This is a genomic window from Pseudomonas sp. TSRC2-2 (assembly GCF_049897785.1).
Classification (GTDB): Bacteria; Pseudomonadota; Gammaproteobacteria; order Pseudomonadales; family Pseudomonadaceae; genus Aquipseudomonas.
The window spans coordinates 40501-56473 of the sequence record NZ_JAFCWZ010000011.1 but is presented as its reverse complement, the minus strand read 5'-3'; the positions used below and the strand labels follow the sequence as shown (position 1 = coordinate 56473).

General features: G+C 60.5%; 14 protein-coding genes and 2 pseudogenes. 5 read left to right on the top strand and 11 right to left on the bottom strand.

From position 1 onward, the window contains the following. Positions 1-49 precede the first annotated feature (49 nt). The gene (locus tag ACP7D9_RS21530) at positions 50-520 is read right to left on the bottom strand and encodes a hypothetical protein (protein WP_101155576.1); all 471 of its coding nucleotides are present in this window, start codon (positions 518-520) and stop codon (positions 50-52) included. 454 nt (positions 521-974) lie between these two features. On the opposite strand from ACP7D9_RS21530, the gene ACP7D9_RS21525 reads away from it, so the two are divergent. Both ACP7D9_RS21525 and ACP7D9_RS21520 read left to right on the top strand, forming a co-directional pair. After that, positions 975-1910, top strand: coding sequence for a chemotaxis protein CheV (locus ACP7D9_RS21525; protein WP_312999972.1), 936 nt, complete (start codon positions 975-977; stop codon positions 1908-1910). Positions 1911-1988: 78 nt separating this feature from the next. Continuing rightward, positions 1989-2795 (top strand): MOSC domain-containing protein, encoded by an 807-nt coding sequence (locus ACP7D9_RS21520; protein ID WP_101155580.1) that lies wholly within the window; start codon positions 1989-1991, stop codon positions 2793-2795. 72 nt (positions 2796-2867) lie between these two features. Here ACP7D9_RS21520 and ACP7D9_RS21515 read toward each other — a convergent pair whose 3' ends face one another. From ACP7D9_RS21515 to ACP7D9_RS21475, 9 genes and pseudogenes are all read right to left on the bottom strand, one after another. After that, positions 2868-3152: a pyrimidine/purine nucleoside phosphorylase gene (locus ACP7D9_RS21515; RefSeq protein ID WP_039759849.1), complete on the bottom strand. Its 285-nt coding sequence runs from the start codon at positions 3150-3152 to the stop codon at positions 2868-2870. A gap of 71 nt (positions 3153-3223) precedes the next feature. After that, on the bottom strand, positions 3224-3766 hold the full coding sequence (locus ACP7D9_RS21510; RefSeq protein WP_426159562.1) for an exonuclease domain-containing protein: 543 nt from the start codon (positions 3764-3766) through the stop codon (positions 3224-3226). A gap of 70 nt (positions 3767-3836) precedes the next feature. Then, positions 3837-4187, bottom strand: a pseudogene (locus tag ACP7D9_RS21505) (acetyl-CoA carboxylase biotin carboxyl carrier protein subunit); the annotation flags it as partial. Positions 4188-4294: 107 nt separating this feature from the next. Further along, positions 4295-5798, bottom strand: a pseudogene (locus ACP7D9_RS21500) (acetyl-CoA carboxylase biotin carboxylase subunit); the annotation flags it as partial. 291 nt (positions 5799-6089) lie between these two features. After that, on the bottom strand, positions 6090-6887 hold the full coding sequence (locus ACP7D9_RS21495; RefSeq protein WP_426159561.1) for an enoyl-CoA hydratase/isomerase family protein: 798 nt from the start codon (positions 6885-6887) through the stop codon (positions 6090-6092). Continuing rightward, positions 6884-8041 carry a citronellyl-CoA dehydrogenase gene (atuD, locus tag ACP7D9_RS21490; protein WP_101155589.1) on the bottom strand — a complete coding sequence of 386 codons (1158 nt, stop codon included), beginning with the start codon at positions 8039-8041 and terminating at the stop codon, positions 6884-6886. The genes ACP7D9_RS21495 and atuD overlap by 4 nt, the downstream gene beginning before the upstream one ends. 30 nt (positions 8042-8071) lie before the next feature. Next, entirely contained in the window at positions 8072-9688 is a 1617-nt protein-coding gene (locus ACP7D9_RS21485) for an acyl-CoA carboxylase subunit beta (RefSeq protein WP_426159560.1), read from the bottom strand. A 2-nt stretch (positions 9689-9690) separates the two neighbouring features. Beyond that, the gene (locus ACP7D9_RS21480; RefSeq protein WP_426159559.1) at positions 9691-10560 is read right to left on the bottom strand and encodes an SDR family oxidoreductase; all 870 of its coding nucleotides are present in this window, start codon (positions 10558-10560) and stop codon (positions 9691-9693) included. A gap of 12 nt (positions 10561-10572) precedes the next feature. Continuing rightward, positions 10573-12357 carry an acyclic terpene utilization AtuA family protein gene (locus ACP7D9_RS21475; protein ID WP_426159558.1) on the bottom strand — a complete coding sequence of 595 codons (1785 nt, stop codon included), beginning with the start codon at positions 12355-12357 and terminating at the stop codon, positions 10573-10575. Positions 12358-12541: 184 nt separating this feature from the next. On the opposite strand from ACP7D9_RS21475, the gene ACP7D9_RS21470 reads away from it, so the two are divergent. From ACP7D9_RS21470 to ACP7D9_RS21460, 3 genes are all read left to right on the top strand, one after another. Beyond that, entirely contained in the window at positions 12542-13165 is a 624-nt protein-coding gene (locus ACP7D9_RS21470; RefSeq protein ID WP_426159557.1) for a TetR/AcrR family transcriptional regulator, read from the top strand. Positions 13166-13257: 92 nt separating this feature from the next. After that, positions 13258-14055, top strand: coding sequence for a substrate-binding periplasmic protein (locus tag ACP7D9_RS21465; RefSeq protein ID WP_426159556.1), 798 nt, complete (start codon positions 13258-13260; stop codon positions 14053-14055). 85 nt (positions 14056-14140) lie between these two features. Further along, on the top strand, positions 14141-15154 hold the full coding sequence (locus ACP7D9_RS21460) for a GNAT family N-acetyltransferase (RefSeq protein ID WP_426159555.1): 1014 nt from the start codon (positions 14141-14143) through the stop codon (positions 15152-15154). 133 nt (positions 15155-15287) lie between these two features. Here ACP7D9_RS21460 and ACP7D9_RS21455 read toward each other — a convergent pair whose 3' ends face one another. Beyond that, on the bottom strand, positions 15288-15842 hold the full coding sequence (locus ACP7D9_RS21455) for an RNA polymerase factor sigma-70 (protein ID WP_426159554.1): 555 nt from the start codon (positions 15840-15842) through the stop codon (positions 15288-15290). Positions 15843-15973 lie beyond the last annotated feature (131 nt).

The window sequence follows — 15973 nt, the reverse complement described above, 5'->3', positions numbered from 1 at the left end:
GCTGGTGGATACGCACTATTCAATTACGACAGTATCGCAGCCTCTTGCCTCACGCCTGGCGCGCCGTCAGAGAGGTAGGAAGCAAACGTTTGCTGATCATTTCAGGCTCCAGAGTGTCCTGACCCATCTGTGCCGCGAAGGCTTCGAGCAGGGCTGCCTGCTCGCTGCCATCAAGGCTCAGTTGTCCGGTTTTATGATCGACGAGTTCAAGCTGCCAGGCCATCAGGGTGAAACAGTCGCGCAAAGCATCGAGGGCCTGTTCGTGCAGGTCGACTCGATCCTGGGTCAAATTCAGCAGGCCATAGATGTGCAGGGAAAACTCGGAGATCGATTCCAGCGCCAAAGCTTCGGCCCGGGCGGCCAGCTTCAGCAGAGTGCCGAGCATACAGTCGATGGCATCCTTGTCATTGCTGATCAGTTGCAGATGGCTCAGGCACTCTTCGGACTTGGCGAGAAGCGTTTCGGCCTCAACCAGAAATTCGGGGAAGCGTTGCGCCCAGTCTTTACGGTCGATTGGCATGTTCATTTCCACCACGTCGGGTTGGGTGACGGATGGCCGAGTGTGGCGACGATCGTGAATCGTCGGCAGATCGCGCCCGGCGGTGCAGGTGCACGGACCGAGGGATTCCAGAGGGTGAGTTGCCACTGAACTGCGATCGCACACAATAGCCTGACTCCGTTCATGCAATGAGAATGGCGTCACAGTAATGGCTATTGGAAATGGCGAATATCAGGTCGGGCCTGATTGATTCTAGGGGAATCCCTTAGGCGAAGGAACCTAACGGGCAAACCGAGGTCGCGCCGCAATGAATCTAGCAGATGAAATCAGGAATGCCAGTAAAGCATGATGTCAGTGTGACATCAATGGCCGTTTATGGCATTTTTAGCGGCGCGCTTTACAGCAATCAAGATTAGCTCAATGCAGCCGATAAACCCCCATAGTGAATTCATCAGAACAAGCCCAGGAGTCATTGATGGCCGGCATTCTCGACACGGTAGACCAACGCACGCAACTGGTGGGTGAGAATCGCCTGGAAATCCTCATGTTCCGTTTGGCCGGACGCCAGTTGTTCGCGATCAACGTGTTCAAGGTTCAGGAAGTGCTGCAACTGCCGAAGTTGACCCTGATGCCGCAGCGTCATCCATTTGTCTGCGGTGTGGTCAATCTGCGCGGCCAGACATTGCCGGTGATCGACCTGTCCCAGGCGATCGGCATGCGCCCACTGGTGCCGGGCCCGAACAGCACGATCATCGTCACCGAATACAACCGTTCGGTGCAGGCCTTTCTCGTCGGCGGGGTCGACCGCATCGTCAACATGAACTGGGAAGCCATTCTGCCGCCGCCGACCAGTGCCGGCCGTCAGCATTATCTGACCGCGATCAGCAAGGTCGACGATCAGTTGGTCGAGATCATCGACGTTGAAAAAGTCCTTGCCGAAATCGTCCCCTACAACGCCAAGGTCTCGCGCGAGAAGCTCGACGATCCGGTACTCGAACGCGCGCGTGGCCGCGAAGTGTTGCTGGTGGATGACTCCAACGTGGCGCTGTCGCAACTTCGCGATACCCTCGGCCAGCTCGGGGTGAAAATGCATATTGCCAGCGACGGTCTGAAAGCCTTGAACATGCTCAAGGCCTGGGCCGATACCGGCGTCAACATGACTGACAAATTGCTGATGATCTTCACCGATGCGGAAATGCCGGAAATGGACGGTTATCGCCTGACCACGGAAATCCGCAACGACCCACGCCTGCGTGGCCTGTACGTTGTATTGCACACGTCGTTATCGGGGAGTTTCAACGACTCGATGGTGAAAAAGGTCGGTTGCGACAACTTCCTCTCCAAGTTCCAGCCGGACAAGCTGGTCGATGTGGTGCGCCAGCGGCTGATGCTCGACGCCGTGCCGGCCTGACAGACTGGTTTCTGTCCACACTTTGATTCCACGCCGCCGCTCGTATAGGGTGGCGTTTTTTCATCAAGGAAGCTGGCCATGCTGCGTCTGAGCGCGCTTTACCGTTACCCGCTGAAATCCGGCAAGGGCGAAATGCTGCAAAGCATCGAGCTGGACAAGCTGGGGCTGGCGGGCGACCGACGCTGGATGTTGGTGGACGAGGCCAGCGGGCGCTTTCTGACCCAGCGTGCCGAAGCGAAGATGAGTCAGTTGTCGGCGTTGTGGAACGCCAGCGGCGGTCTGAGCCTGAGCGCTCCCGAGCACGGGTCCATCGAGGTCGCGCTACCGGCTGCGGACGCAGAGCTGCGCGGCGTAACCATTTGGCGTGACACGCTTCGGGTGCCGGACGCCGGTGCTGAAGCGGCGCGTTTTGTCAGCGACTTCCTCGGCAAGCCGACACGCCTGGTGCAAATGCCACTGGATCGGGCACGCACCACGCAGTCGGGTTTCGGCAAGGACGATGATCAAGTGGCCTTCGCGGACGGTTATCCGCTGTTGCTGATCGGCGAAGCCTCGCGGCTGGCCCTCTCGCAGACAGTTGGGCGTGCGCTCGAGATGCTGCGCTTCCGCCCGAATCTGGTTATCGAAGGCAGCGCGCCTTACGCCGAGGACAACTGGAAACGTATTCGCATCGGCGACATCGAGTTTCGCGTGGTCAAGCCGTGCGCGCGTTGCATCATGACGACCGTCGACCCGCAAACCGGTGAGCGCAGTGCTGATCGTGAACCGTTCGCGACCTTGCAGAAACACCGCTCTACCGCCGATGGCGCGATGTTCGGGCAGAATCTGGTCAATGACGGTAACGGTCGCCTGGAAGTCGGCATGCCGGTGGAAATCCTCGAATAGGTTGTCGCTGAAATGAAAAATGCCCGTGTCTCTTGGACACGGGCATTTTTTTGCGCTTGGAAAGCGGCGGGATCAGCCGCGGTATTCGCACAGATACGCAGTATCGACGGCGACTTTCAGTTGGAACTTGCTATTGGCCGGCACGTTGAACTGGCTGCCGGCGGCGAAGGTTTCCCAGTCGCTGCTGTCTGGCAGTTTGACGCTCAGCGCGCCGGACACCACGTGCATGATCTCGCGCTGGCTGGTGCCGAATTCGTATTCGCCCGGGGCCATGACGCCAATGGTCGCCGGACCTTCAGCGGTGCCGAAGGCGATCGACTTCACGGTGCCGTCGAAGTACTCGTTGACTTTAAACATGGGCGGATTCCTCGAAAAGGGCTTAAAAGGGGGCGGCCAGTATGCACAAGGCTTTTCGTGCCGTCACGCGCCTATAGCGGCAGGACCAATGGCAACAACCGTGCGGTATTGCGCGCATCTTCCAGCGCTCGATGTTGCTGCCCGGAGAACTGCATGCCCGCCAGTTGCAACGCGCCGTTGAGCCCCAACGGTCGCTCCAGGCGCCGGGCCTTGGCGAAGCGCTGTTTGAGGTTCATGTGCGGGACTTTGCTCAGGCCACTGTCGATGTTCAGGCGCTGCCATTCCTGCAGCAATTGCTGGCGATCGTAACCGCCCCAGCTGGCCCAGCCCTCAAGACGTGTCTGATGCTGCGCCAGCCAGCGCTCGAAGGCCGGCCAGACTTCGCTCAGCGGTTGCGCCGAATCGATATTGGCCTGGGTGATGTGCGTCAGTTCCCTACAGAACGGCGTGAGCAAGGGACGGCGGGTCGGTTTTACGAAGCGCTGGAAGTGATCCTGCTCGCGCCCGGCGCGATCGACCAGCGTCGCCCCGATCTCGATAATTTCCATTTCGGTGACCGGCCAGCCACCCTCGTCTGTGGTGGCTTCCAGATCTATGACCAGCCAGTGGGGCATCGCAGGGTTCCTGATTTTCGCGTTCTGATTTATCAGAGCGTAGTCAAACCCCGCGTTTGTGTCCGGGCGACTACTCGACCTGCAACAGAACCTGACGATTTTTTACCTGATCGCCGACCTTCACTTGCACCCGTTTGAGCACGCCATCGATGCCGGCTTTGAGCGGGTGCTCCATTTTCATTGCCTCCAGCACCACCAGTAACTGACCCTTGCTGACGGTACTGCCTTCGCTGACCAGCACCTCGACAATGGCACCGTCCATCGGTGCTTTCAGGGTGCCGGAGGCGACGCTGGTCTGACTACCGATCTGCGCATGAGTTCGATCCTCCAGGCGCAGGCTGCCAGGATGGGTGAACAGCCACAGCTGCCCATCGCGTAGATGGTAGGCATGGCGCTGGCGCAGACCGTCGATTTCCAGAGTCACCGACTGTGCAGTGTGCTCAATGATGCTCACCGTCAATGTGCGCTCACCCGACTGCACCACAATGTTGCCCGATCTGTGCGCCAGCACCGACAGCGTCCAGTCCTGCTCGTCATTGCCGAGTCGATAGTGCAACGGCGCGCTGGCGTTGTTGCGCCAGCCGTTCAGCGGCGGTCGGTGGGTCAGGGCGCTGGCCTGATAGAACAACACCACGGCAATCGCCAGTTGCTCGGTCGTCGGCACATACGTGTTAAGACAGGCGTGGCTGGAAAAATATTGCTGGATGAAAGCGGTGCTGAAATCGCCACTGATGAACTGCGGATGTTGCAGCAGGCCTTCGAGCAAGCGTTGATTGCACTGCACACCCAGCAGCACGGTGTCCTGCACCGCGCGCAATAACTTGCGCCGAGCCTCTTCGCGGGTGGCGCCGTGAGCGATCAGCTTGCCCAGCATCGGGTCGTAGAACGGGCTGACCGACTGACCTTCAAGCAGCCCGTGATCGATTCGCGCACCGTGCCCCAGCGCAGGTTGCCATGCCGCAATTGGGCCGGTTTGCGGGAGAAAGCCCGCAGCGGGATCTTCAGCGTAGAGGCGCACTTCCATGGCGTGACCGTCAAGGCGGATCTGCTCCTGCGTCAGCGGTAGCGGCTGGCCTTCGGCAACCAGCAGCTGCCATGCAACCAGGTCCAGGCCGGTGATCATTTCCGTCACCGGGTGTTCGACCTGCAGACGGGTGTTCATCTCCAGAAAGTAGAACTGCCCGCGCGCGTCGAGCAGAAATTCCACGGTGCCGGCGCCGACGTAATCCACCGCGCGCCCGGCCTTGAGCGCCGCCTCGCCCATGGCCTGGCGCAGCTCGGCAGTCATCACCGGGCACGGTGCTTCTTCGATGACTTTCTGATGGCGGCGCTGGATCGAGCAATCACGTTCGCCTAGATACACCAGATTGCCGTGCTGGTCGCCGAACAGTTGCACTTCGACGTGGCGCGGTTCGATCAACGCCTGCTCGAGAATCAACTCGTCACTGCCAAAACCGTTCAATGCTTCGGACCGGGCGGTGCGCAGTTGCGCGGGCAGATCACTGGCGTCGTGGACCAGACGCATGCCACGTCCGCCACCACCGGCGCTGGCCTTGATCATCAATGGATAACCGATGCGCTCGGCCTCGGCCAACAGGGTCGCGTCGTCCTGCGCTGCGCCCTGGTAACCGGCAACGCAGGGCACGCCGGCGTCGAGCATGGCGATTTTCGACAGGCGTTTGCTGCCCATCATTTCGATCGCTTCGACGCTGGGGCCGATGAAGATCAGCCCGGCTTCGGCGCAGGCACGGGCGAAATCGGCGTTTTCCGAGAGGAAGCCGTAGCCGGGGTGAATGGCGTCGGCACCGCTGCGGCGGGCGGCGTCGAGGATCGCTGTGATATTCAAGTAAGACTGCTGCACCGGCGCCGGGCCGATGTGCACGGCCTGATCGGCGAGTTGCACGTGCAGCGCATCGGCGTCGGCATCGCTGAATACTGCGACGGTGCGATAGCCCAGCGCCTGAGCGGTGCGCTGGATGCGGCAGGCAATTTCACCGCGGTTGGCGATCAGGATTTTGTGAATGGCGGGCATGGTTGGTTTCCTGAAGTCTGGTGGCGTGTGTGATGGCCTCTTCGCGAGCAAGCCCGCTCCCACATTTGGAACGCATTTCATCCGGGAATTTGGGCGCTCCCGAGTTTTGGGCGGTGAATATGATGGCCTCTTCGCGAGCAAGCCCGCTCCCACATTTGGAATGCATTTCAACCGGGGATTTGGGCGCTCCCGAGTTTTGGGCGGTGAAGGTGCGGGCCTCTTCGCGAGCAAGCCCGCTCCCACATTTGGAATGCATTTCAACCTGTGGGAGCGGGCTTGCTCGCGAAGCTTTTAGCTGACCCACCGAGGTTTGCGTTTCTGCATAAAAGCCATGGTGCCTTCAATCCCTTCCTTTCCAGTCACCGCCGCGCTGAACCACTGCGCCGCCTCATCAAGCAATTCATTCGAAGGCTGCCCGGCACTCGCCAGCAACAATTTTTTGGTCATCGCATTCGCTTCGGGTGCGCAGCGCAGCACCTGTTGCAAGACCTCATCCAGCCGTTCGGCCAGCGCCTGGGCATCCTGTTCGACGAAGTGCACCAGCCCCAATCGCTGCGCCTCAGTGCCATCGAAACGCGCGGCGGTCAGGGCCAGTCGGCGGGTTTCGGTCAGGCCGATCCGTTGCACCACAAACGGTGCGATTTGCGCCGGGATAAGGCCGAGGCTGGTTTCCGGCAAACTGAACTGCGCCTTGTGATCGGCCAAGGCGACATCGCTGACGCAGGCCAGGCCGAACCCGCCGCCGAGCACGGCGCCCTGCAATACGCAGATCAGCACTTGCGCAGTGTGCTGGGCTTGCTCCAGCAACGCGCCGAACGCCCTGTTCAACTCGTGATACGCGTCCGCGCCTTGAGCCCGGGCGTTGGCCATGTCCTTGATGTCGCCACCGGCGCAGAAATGTCCGCCGGCACCGCTGAGCACCAAGGCCCGCACAGTGCGGTCATCGCGAATCGCCGTCAGCACCGCGCGCAGTTCGGCGACCATTTGCAGGCTCATCGCGTTGCGGCTGTCGGGGCGGTTGAGGGTGATGTGCAGCACGCCGCCATGCAGTTCCAGCAACAGCGTCTGGCAATCGGGCAGGCTGCTCATTTCTTTTTCCCCGGCAGGATGCCCATCAGTTTGCAGATGATCCCCAGCATGATTTCGTCGGCACCGCCGCCAATCGATACCAGGCGCACATCGCGATAGGCGCGGGCCACCGGGTTGTCCCACATGAAGCCCATGCCGCCCCAATATTGCAGGCAGCTGTCGCTGACTTCACGGCCGAGGCGTCCGGCCTTGAGCTTGGCCATCGACGCCAGTCGCGTGACGTCCTGACCTTTGATGTACTGCTCGGTGGCCTGATAGACGAGCGCGCGCAGGCATTCGATTTCGGTCTGCAATTCGGCGAGGCGAAAGTGGATGACCTGGTTGTCGATAAGCGCGTTGCCGAAGGTCTTGCGCTCCTTGCAATACTCGATGGTGCTGTCGATGCAATATTCCAGACCCTTGATCATGTTCGCTGCGCCGAACAGACGTTCCTCCTGGAATTGCAGCATCTGCATCATGAACCCCGCGCCTTCATGACCGATGCGATTGCGCTGCGGCACCCGGACGTTATCAAAGAACACCTGCGCGGTTTCCGAGCTGCGCATGCCGAGCTTGTCCAGGTGCGAGCTGAGGCTGATTCCCGGGGTGTTCATCGGCACCATGATCAGCGACTTGTTGATGTGCGGCTTGTCGTCCGAGGTGTTGGCCAGCAGGCAGATGAAATCGGCGCTCGGCGAGTTGGTGATCCACATTTTGCTGCCGTTGATCACGTAGTCATCGCCGTCCTTGCGCGCTGTGGTTTTCAGCCCGGCGACATCGGAGCCGGCGCCGACTTCGGAGACGCCGATGCAGCCGACCTGTTCGCCAGAGATAGCCGGGCGCAGGAACTCTTCGCGCAATTGATCGGAGCCGAAGCGCGCCAGCGCCGGAGTGCACATGTCGGTCTGCACGCCGATCGACATCGGAATCCCGCCGCAATGAATGGTGCCGAACTCTTCGGCGGCGACGATCGAATAGCTGTAATCGAGGCCCATGCCACCGAATTTTTCCGGTTTGGAAATGCCCAGCAGGCCCAGCTCGCCCGCCTTGCGGAAAATGTCATGAATGGGAAAACGCCCGGCCTTTTCCCATTCTTCGACGTGCGGATTGATCTCGTGGGTGACGAATTGGCGGACGGTGCGGCGCAGGGCTTCGTGTTCCGGGGTGAAGATCATTGTTGTTGTTCTCCGTAGGATCCGTGGCGGTCAGAAGCGGCTGACGCCGAAGCTGTTGGGTTGCAGCGTACGAATGTCGGCTTCGTGGCAGATATCCAGCAAGTAACCGAGCAGGGTGCGGGTGTCGCGCGGGTCGATCAGGCCGTCGTCCCACAGGTTGGCGCTGCCGTACAGTGCGGTGGACTGGCTGTCGAGTTTCTGCGCGGTCATCTGCTCAAGCATGTCGAGCATTTTCGGGTCCGGCACCAGGCCGTCCTTGAGCTGTTTGGCTTCAGTGACGATGCGCAAGACCTTGCCGGCCTGTGCGCCGCCCATCACCGCCGTGCGGCTGTTGGGCCAGGCGAAGATGAAGCGCGGATCAAGCCCGCGCCCGCACATCGCGTAGTTGCCGGCGCCATAGGAACCGCCGACAACGATGGTCAGTTTAGGCACCCGTGCGTTGGCCACCGCTTGAATCAGTTTCGAGCCGTGCTTGATCACCCCTTGCTGTTCCGATTCGGTGCCAACCATGAAACCCGTGGTGTTATGAAAAAACAGCAGCGGCGTCTGGCTCTGGTCGCACAACTGGATGAACTGAGCCGCCTTGCTCGCACCTTGAGGAGTGATCGGGCCGTTGTTGCCGATGAAGCCGCAGGCGCGGCCCTGAATTTTCAATTGGCCGCAGAGGGTTTGCTGATCGAACTCGCCTTTGAATTCGAGAAAGTCCGACTCATCGGCAATCCGCGCGATGATTTCGCGCACGTCGTAGGGCTTCTTCGCATCGTGCGGAATCAGCCCCAGCAGTTCATCGATGGGGTAGAGCGGTTCTTTGAATTGCGGTTCCGGCAGCCATGGCAACTGCTCGTTCCATGGCAGCATGCGCATGATGTCGCGCACCTGGCGTATGCCGTCAGCGTCGTTTTCAGCCAGATATTCAGCGGTGCCGGCAACCTGCGCGTGCATTTCGGCGCCGCCGAGTTCTTCATCGGTAGCGACTTCGCCCGTCGCCGCTTTGAGCAATGGCGGGCCGGCGAGAAACAGCTTGGCCTTGCCGCGCACAACCACCATGTAATCCGACAACCCCGGTTGATAGGCGCCGCCCGCCGTGGCCGAGCCGTGCACCACGGTGATCTGCGGCAAACCCATTGCCGACATGCGCGCCTGATTGGCGAAACTGCGCGCGCCTTCGACAAAAATCTCCGCTGCGTAGTTGAGATTGGCGCCACCGCTTTCGGCGAGGGTGATCATCGGCAGTTTGTTTTCCCGAGCGATCTGTTGCAGGCGCAGGGATTTTTTCAGGCCGCTCGGCGAGATCGTGCCGCCCTTGATTGCGCTGTTGTTGGCGACCACCATCGCGCGGATGCCGCAAACGTAACCGATCCCGGCAATCAGCCCGCCACCGGCTGAGCTGCCGTCCTTGTCGTCGTGCAATTTATAGCCGGCGAGGCTGGCCAGTTCGAGGAACGGCGCGCCGGGATCGAGCAACAGGTTCAGGCGCTCGCGAGGCAACAGTTGCCCGCGTTGGCTGAATTTGTCTTTGGCTTCGGCGGCCTTGTCCAGCAGGTTCCGTTCGAGCTGTTGCACCTGCTCGATGGCGGCGAGCATGGCGGCGCGGTTGCGCGCGAACGCTTCACTGTGCGGATCGACTTGCGACTGAATCTGCGCCATGGCTATTCCTTGTCCTTGAGTACGTCAGGCAAGTACGCCCGATGAAAGCCGTTGAACGATTCGCTATGGCTGGCCTTGTGCAGCGGCCAGGCCCGACTGCCAAGGCTGGCGGCGCCGTCGATTTTTACCGTGGTGCCGCTGATGAATGCCGCCGCCGGACTGAGCAGAAACACGATCGCTGCACTGACTTCCGATTCGGTGCCGATACGCTTGAGCGGCACATGCTCGCGCAAGGTCGGAATCACCGCTTTGAACGCGCCTTCATAAGTGTCCATGCCGCTGGAGGCGATCCAGCCCGGTGCCACGGCGTTGACCCGCACCCCGGCGTACCCCCACTCGAACGCGGCAGTCTTGGTGAAGTTGTCCATGCCCGAACGCGCCGCGCCCGAGTGGCCCATGCCGGGCATGCCGCCCCACATGTCGGCGAGCATGTTGACGATGCTGCCGCCGTGTTTGCTCATCGACTGGTTGAACACTTCGCGAGCCATCAGGAAACCACCGACCAGATTGGTCCGCAGCACGGTTTCGAAACCTTTCTGATTGATCGAGGCCAAGGGCGACGGGTATTGGCCGCCGGCATTGTTGACCAGACCGTGGATCGGTCCGTGTTCGGCGATCAGCTCCTTGACCAGTTGCTTGACGGCTTCTTCATCGCGGATATCGCAAGCCATCCAGTGCGCGCGGCCGCCGTCCTCGGCAATTTCGGCGGCGACTTTTTCCAGCTTGTCCGGCTTGCGCCCGACCAGCAGCACATTGGCGCCAAGGGCCGCCAGTTCATGGGCGGTGCAGCGACCGATGCCGCTGCCGCCGCCGGTGACAATAAGGTTCTGGCCGCTGAACAGATCGGCGCGGAAAATCGACGCGTAAGCCATGCACACCATCCTCTAGTCGAGCTGTTCGGCGATGCTCTGCGGCACCGGGATCTGGATTTCCAATAGTTGCTGGGCGAAGGCTTTGCCCTGCGGGTCGATGCGCAGACTGGCGACGCCGCCACCGCCTAGGGCGTTTTCCAAAAGAAAATTGAGGCTGTGGGTGCCGGGCAAATACCAGCGTTCAACACGCCCGAGAAGCGGATCGAGGACGTGACGCATCCAGTCGACCACCACCGAGGTGGTGAGCGCTTCGGCGATCCATGGCAAATAATCGGGATGGCGCGGCATCACGCCGATGTTGCTGTGGTTACCCTTGTCGCCGGAGCGCGCCACCGCCAGTTTCACCAACGGCACACTGGCGTCGGCGCGGCCTGAAGATTTCGGCGGTTGATGGGCGATCGGCAAATCTGCGCTGTCGAGGGCCACTGGGTCGGGCAGGGCACACGGATGGCGCTCGCCGGCCATGTCGATTTGCACGGTGCAGGCGTTTTTATCGATGAGGAACGAGAACAGGCGGATCAGCGGATACACCGTCGGGCGGCCGCCGACGATGCCGGTCAAGCCCGGCGCCATACCGGTCGCGGCCTGGGCGATCTCTTTGGAAAACAGCACCAGCGCGCGTTTGTCAGGATGGCGCACGGCGATTTTTATCACCACTTCACGGCTGTCGCGGCGTTGGCCGTGGGGGCCGTAGGTGGCTTCGCTGCCGAGCAATTCGACGTGGGTTTCGCTGTAGGGCGCCCAGCCGCGCAGGCTGAACATTTCGGCGGTCTTGTCGATGATTGCCTGACTGACCCGCCGCGCCTTGTCCACCGCGTCGATGCCGGCCATCAGGCAACTGGCGGTGCAGCGAAAACCGTCGGGGTAGGTGGCGCTGACCTTGTATTTGTCGCTGGGCGGCAGGCCTTTGGCACCGTGCACCTGCACGACGTTTTTGCCTTGTTGCTGAAGTTTGACCTGAGTGAAATCGCAGATCACGTCGGGTAACAGATAGGCCTGCGGATCGCCGATTTCGTAGAGCATCTGCTCGCCGACAGTCAGCGGGGTGACCAGGCCGCCGGAGTATTCGGGTTTGCTGACGAGGAACTGGCCATCGGCGCTGACCTCGACGATCGGAAAACCGATGTGCTCGTAATCCGGCACCTCGCGCCAGTCGGTGAAATTACCGCCAGTGCACTGCGCACCGCACTCGATGATGTGCCCGGCCAGCGCGGCCTGAGCGAGTTTGTCGTAGTCATGCCACGACCAGCCGAATTCGTGGACAAGCGCCGCGCTGACCACGGCGCTGTCGACCACCCGACCGGTGATGACAATGTCGGCACCCAGGCGCAACGCTTCGACAATCCCCGGCGCGCCGAGGTAGGCGTTGGTTGACACACACATACGCGGAAGCGGCGCGCCGCTGAACATTTCGCGTATATCGGTGGGGTTTTCGAGTTGGCCTTGCAGGTCATCGCCGAGCAACACGGCAATCTTCAGCTGGACCCCGGCCTGGTCGCAGGCTGCTTGCAGGGCCGCCGCGCAAGCCTGCGGATTGACCCCGCCGGCATTGCTGATCACGCGGATGTTCTGTTCGGCCAGATCGGGCAAGAGCGGCGCCAGCACTTCGATAAAGTCGCTGGCGAACCCGGCCTGCGGGTCTTTCAGACGTGCGCCGGCCATGAGCGACATGGTGATTTCGGCCAGGTAATCGAACACCAGATAGTCGAGGTTTCCCCCCTTCACCAGTTGGGCGGCAGCGGTAGAGGTATCGCCCCAGAAGGCACTGGCGCAGCCGATTCGCACGGTGGTTGGCATTTTTATCTCCGACTCAGGAACCTGCGACAGAAGTGACTGGAGGCTACCAAGCAAGCGCTTGGTTTGTAAACAGGGGAAACATTCTTCTGCCCAAGCGCTTGCTTGGTGCCCGCGCGCGGCTTAAATTGCGCGCAACCCTGCGGTTACAGGGGGCAACACACTGATCGACTGTAGGAGAGAACGGGTGGACGAGCAAAAAGCCCTGCGGGTCATGCGCGAATTGGTCGAGCAAGGCCAGTTGACCGACCCGGACAGCGCCCGTGGCAAGCTGCTGCAAGTGGCAGCTCACCTGTTTCGCAACAAAGGCTACGAGCGCACTACAGTGCGCGATCTGGCCAGCGCTGTGGGCATTCAGTCGGGAAGTATTTTCCACCACTTCAAAAGCAAGGATGAAATTCTCCGCGCGGTGATGGAGGAAACCATCCGCTACAACACCGCATTGATGCGCGCGGCCCTGGCCGAGGCAAGCGTGGTGCGCGACAAGGTCCTGGCGCTGATTCGCTGCGAGTTGCAGTCGATCATGGGCGGCAGCGGCGAGGCAATGGCAGTGCTGGTTTACGAATGGCGCTCGTTGTCCGAAGACGGCCAGGCCAAAGTGCTCGCATTGCGTGACGTTTATGAAGACATCTGGCTGCAGGTGCTGGGCGAGGCCAAGGACGCCGGCTACATTCGCGGCGACGTTTTTATTACCCGACGTTTCCTGACCGGCGCACTGTCCTGGACTACCACTTGGTTCCGTGCTGGCGGCAGTTTGAGCCTGGAGCAACTCGCTGATGAAGCGCTGATTCTGGTCCTTGAAGCGCGTTGAAGGGCTGTCTGTCCGGCCAGGAAACTGGCTAAGTCGGCGAAACCGCCTAGCTTGAATGCATTGATTGCTTTTTTTTCGGGGAGTGGGGTGTTTTGAAGTCTTCGCCAATTCGGACAGCCGCCGGGCTGATGCTCGCTGCGCTGGCTGCGTTATGGGTATTGCCCGCTCAGTCAGCGCAATGGGTCCGGGTCGGCGCCGCGCATTTCCCGCCCTATACGATTCGCCCGGAAAACGGCGCCGACACCGGCCTGTTGCCGCAATTGATCGAGGCCCTGAACCGCTCGCAGAGCGACTATCAGTTCGTCCTGGTGCCAACGTCGATCCCGCGTCGCTTCGGGGATTTCAAGCAGGGCCGGATCGACATGGCAATCTTCGAAAATCCTGAATGGGGCTGGAAGGACATTCCTCACCAGGATGTCGACATGGGCCTGGAAGACGCCGAAATTTTCGTCGCGCAACGCGAAGACGGCCGCCAGCAAAGCTATTTCTCCAGTCTTTCGGGCAAACGTCTGGCGCTGTTCAGCGGTTATCACTACGAATTCGCCAACTTCAACGCCGACCCGAAATACCTCGCGCACAACTACAACGCCACGCTGACCTATTCCCACGACAGCAACCTGCTGATGGTGCTGCGCGGGCGCGCCGACATCGCCCTGGTGACGCGTTCCTATTTGTTCGATTATCTGCTGCGCAACGAAAAGATCCGCGATGCGCTTCTGGCCTCGCAGCGTACCGATCAGATCTATCACCACTACGCGATTCTGCGCCCAAGCGCTCCGATCACCGGCGAAGCTTTTGGCAATCTGTTGCAACGTCTGCGTGACAATGGCGAACTGCTGAATATTTTCGAGCCATACAAAATTGCCGTAGTGCCGGTGCCTCATCACTGAAGCGCTGTTTTCGTCCCGCGCTTAAATTTCTCCTCCCGGCTCACGTCACTTCGTTGAACTGTCGACGATTACGTGAGCCCGACCCATGTCCAATCTGAATGACCTGACTGCCCTGGCTTTGCCCTCGGGCAGTCGATTGATCGCTGATGCTACCGAGAGCCGCTTGAGCCTGAGTCTGGACGGGCAGCCGTTGATTCGTCTGCGCCTGAACCGTGACGGCAAAGGCCCGATTCAGCTTGATGAGCGGTTTGCCCTGCCGCCCGGCCACGCCTTGTGGGCAGCCTGTTACTGGTTGTTTGCCCGTGACCCGGCGTGTCAGCAGCTGACCTGGCAACTCGATCAACCCCCCACCGAGGCGTTGCTCAGTGGTTTGCTGATCAACACCGACATTGCCGGTGAGTATCGCTGCGAGCGCACGCTGTTCTGGCAACTGCCACAACCGTGGCTTGGCCCTTCGCTGACCGGCAGCTATCCGCAGCAAATGGTCATCAGCCAAGGCAAGCGCCATCCGCTGCGACCGGTGAAGCCGCGCGGGGAAGTCTATCGGCGTTTCGACGCGCGGCTCGGCGCGTGGATTTCCTTGCGCACGCTGGAAATCGAGGAAGACCTGTCGCGTTTCAATCGGTGGCAGAACAGCACGCGCGTGGCGAGCTTCTGGCAGGAGGAGGGTAGCCTCGAGCAGCATCGCGAATACCTCAACAAACTCGATGCCGATCCGCACACGCTGACCCTGATCGGTTGTTTTGACGATCAGCCGTTTGCCTATTTCGAAGCCTACTGGGCCAAGGAAGATCGCATCGCGCCGTTCTACGATGCCGGCGATTACGACCGAGGCATTCACATGCTGGTCGGCGAGGAAAGTCATCGCGGCCCGCACAAGGTGGCGAGTTGGTTATCGGCGCTGGTGCACTACCTGTTTCTCGACGATCCACGGACCCAGCGTGTGGTCGCTGAGCCACGTGCCGACAACGCGAAGATGATCGGGCATATGCACAACCAGTGCTTTCACTGCGAGAAGGAGTTCGATTTCCCGCACAAGCGCGCGGCGCTGATGATGCTGGGGCGGGAGCGGTTTTTTGATCGGTGCAAACTGGCCTGAGTTGACAGGCTGGGGACCCGTTGCGGTCTCAAGTCCGCCTTCGCGAGCAAGCCCGCTCCCACAATGACCGGTGTACGCCGAACCAATGTGGGAGCGGGCTTGCTCGCGAATGGCTTGACACGAAATCCGGATCCTAACGACGACCCGTGATCACCGCATCCCGCCGACTGCCCGAGACCTTGCGACAGTGCACCAGCGCATCACGAATCATGAAGTTGACCAGGGTCGGCGATACGCCCAGTTCCTTGGCAATGTCCTTTTGCGGCACGCCGTGCAAGCGGTACATCTCGAAGGCGTAACGGGTGCGGCTGGGCAGCTCGGTCAGCGCATCGGCGATGTGTTCCAGGGTGGAGAAGTTGATGTGCGAAGTTTCCGGCGAAGCGCCCTGAATCACCACGTTCAAGCCTTCCTCTTCCGGGCCTGAGTATTTCTGTTCGAGCGCCTGCTTGCGGTAGTGATCGATGGCGAGGTTGCGCACGATCTGAAACAGGTAGCTCAGCTGAGCCTTGATCGACGACGTGATCGGCGGTGCCGATTGCAGTCTGAAAAACGCATCCTGAACCACATCTTCGGCACGGGAGCGGCAGCCGGTAATGCGGGCTGCAATCTTGACCAGAATCAGTCGATTGTCGACGAATGCCTGAAGTAGCGGTGAATCGCACCTGCTTGTGGATACTCGTTCCGTCATGGAAATCACCTTGCTGCCAGTAGGTTAGTGGGAGGGCCTGGGGAAGGGCGCCGTCCTACACATCGAGCGACAAATTATGTTGAATGATAATGATTGTCAAATGAGAAAGAGAAGTAGTGCCGCAGGTCGAT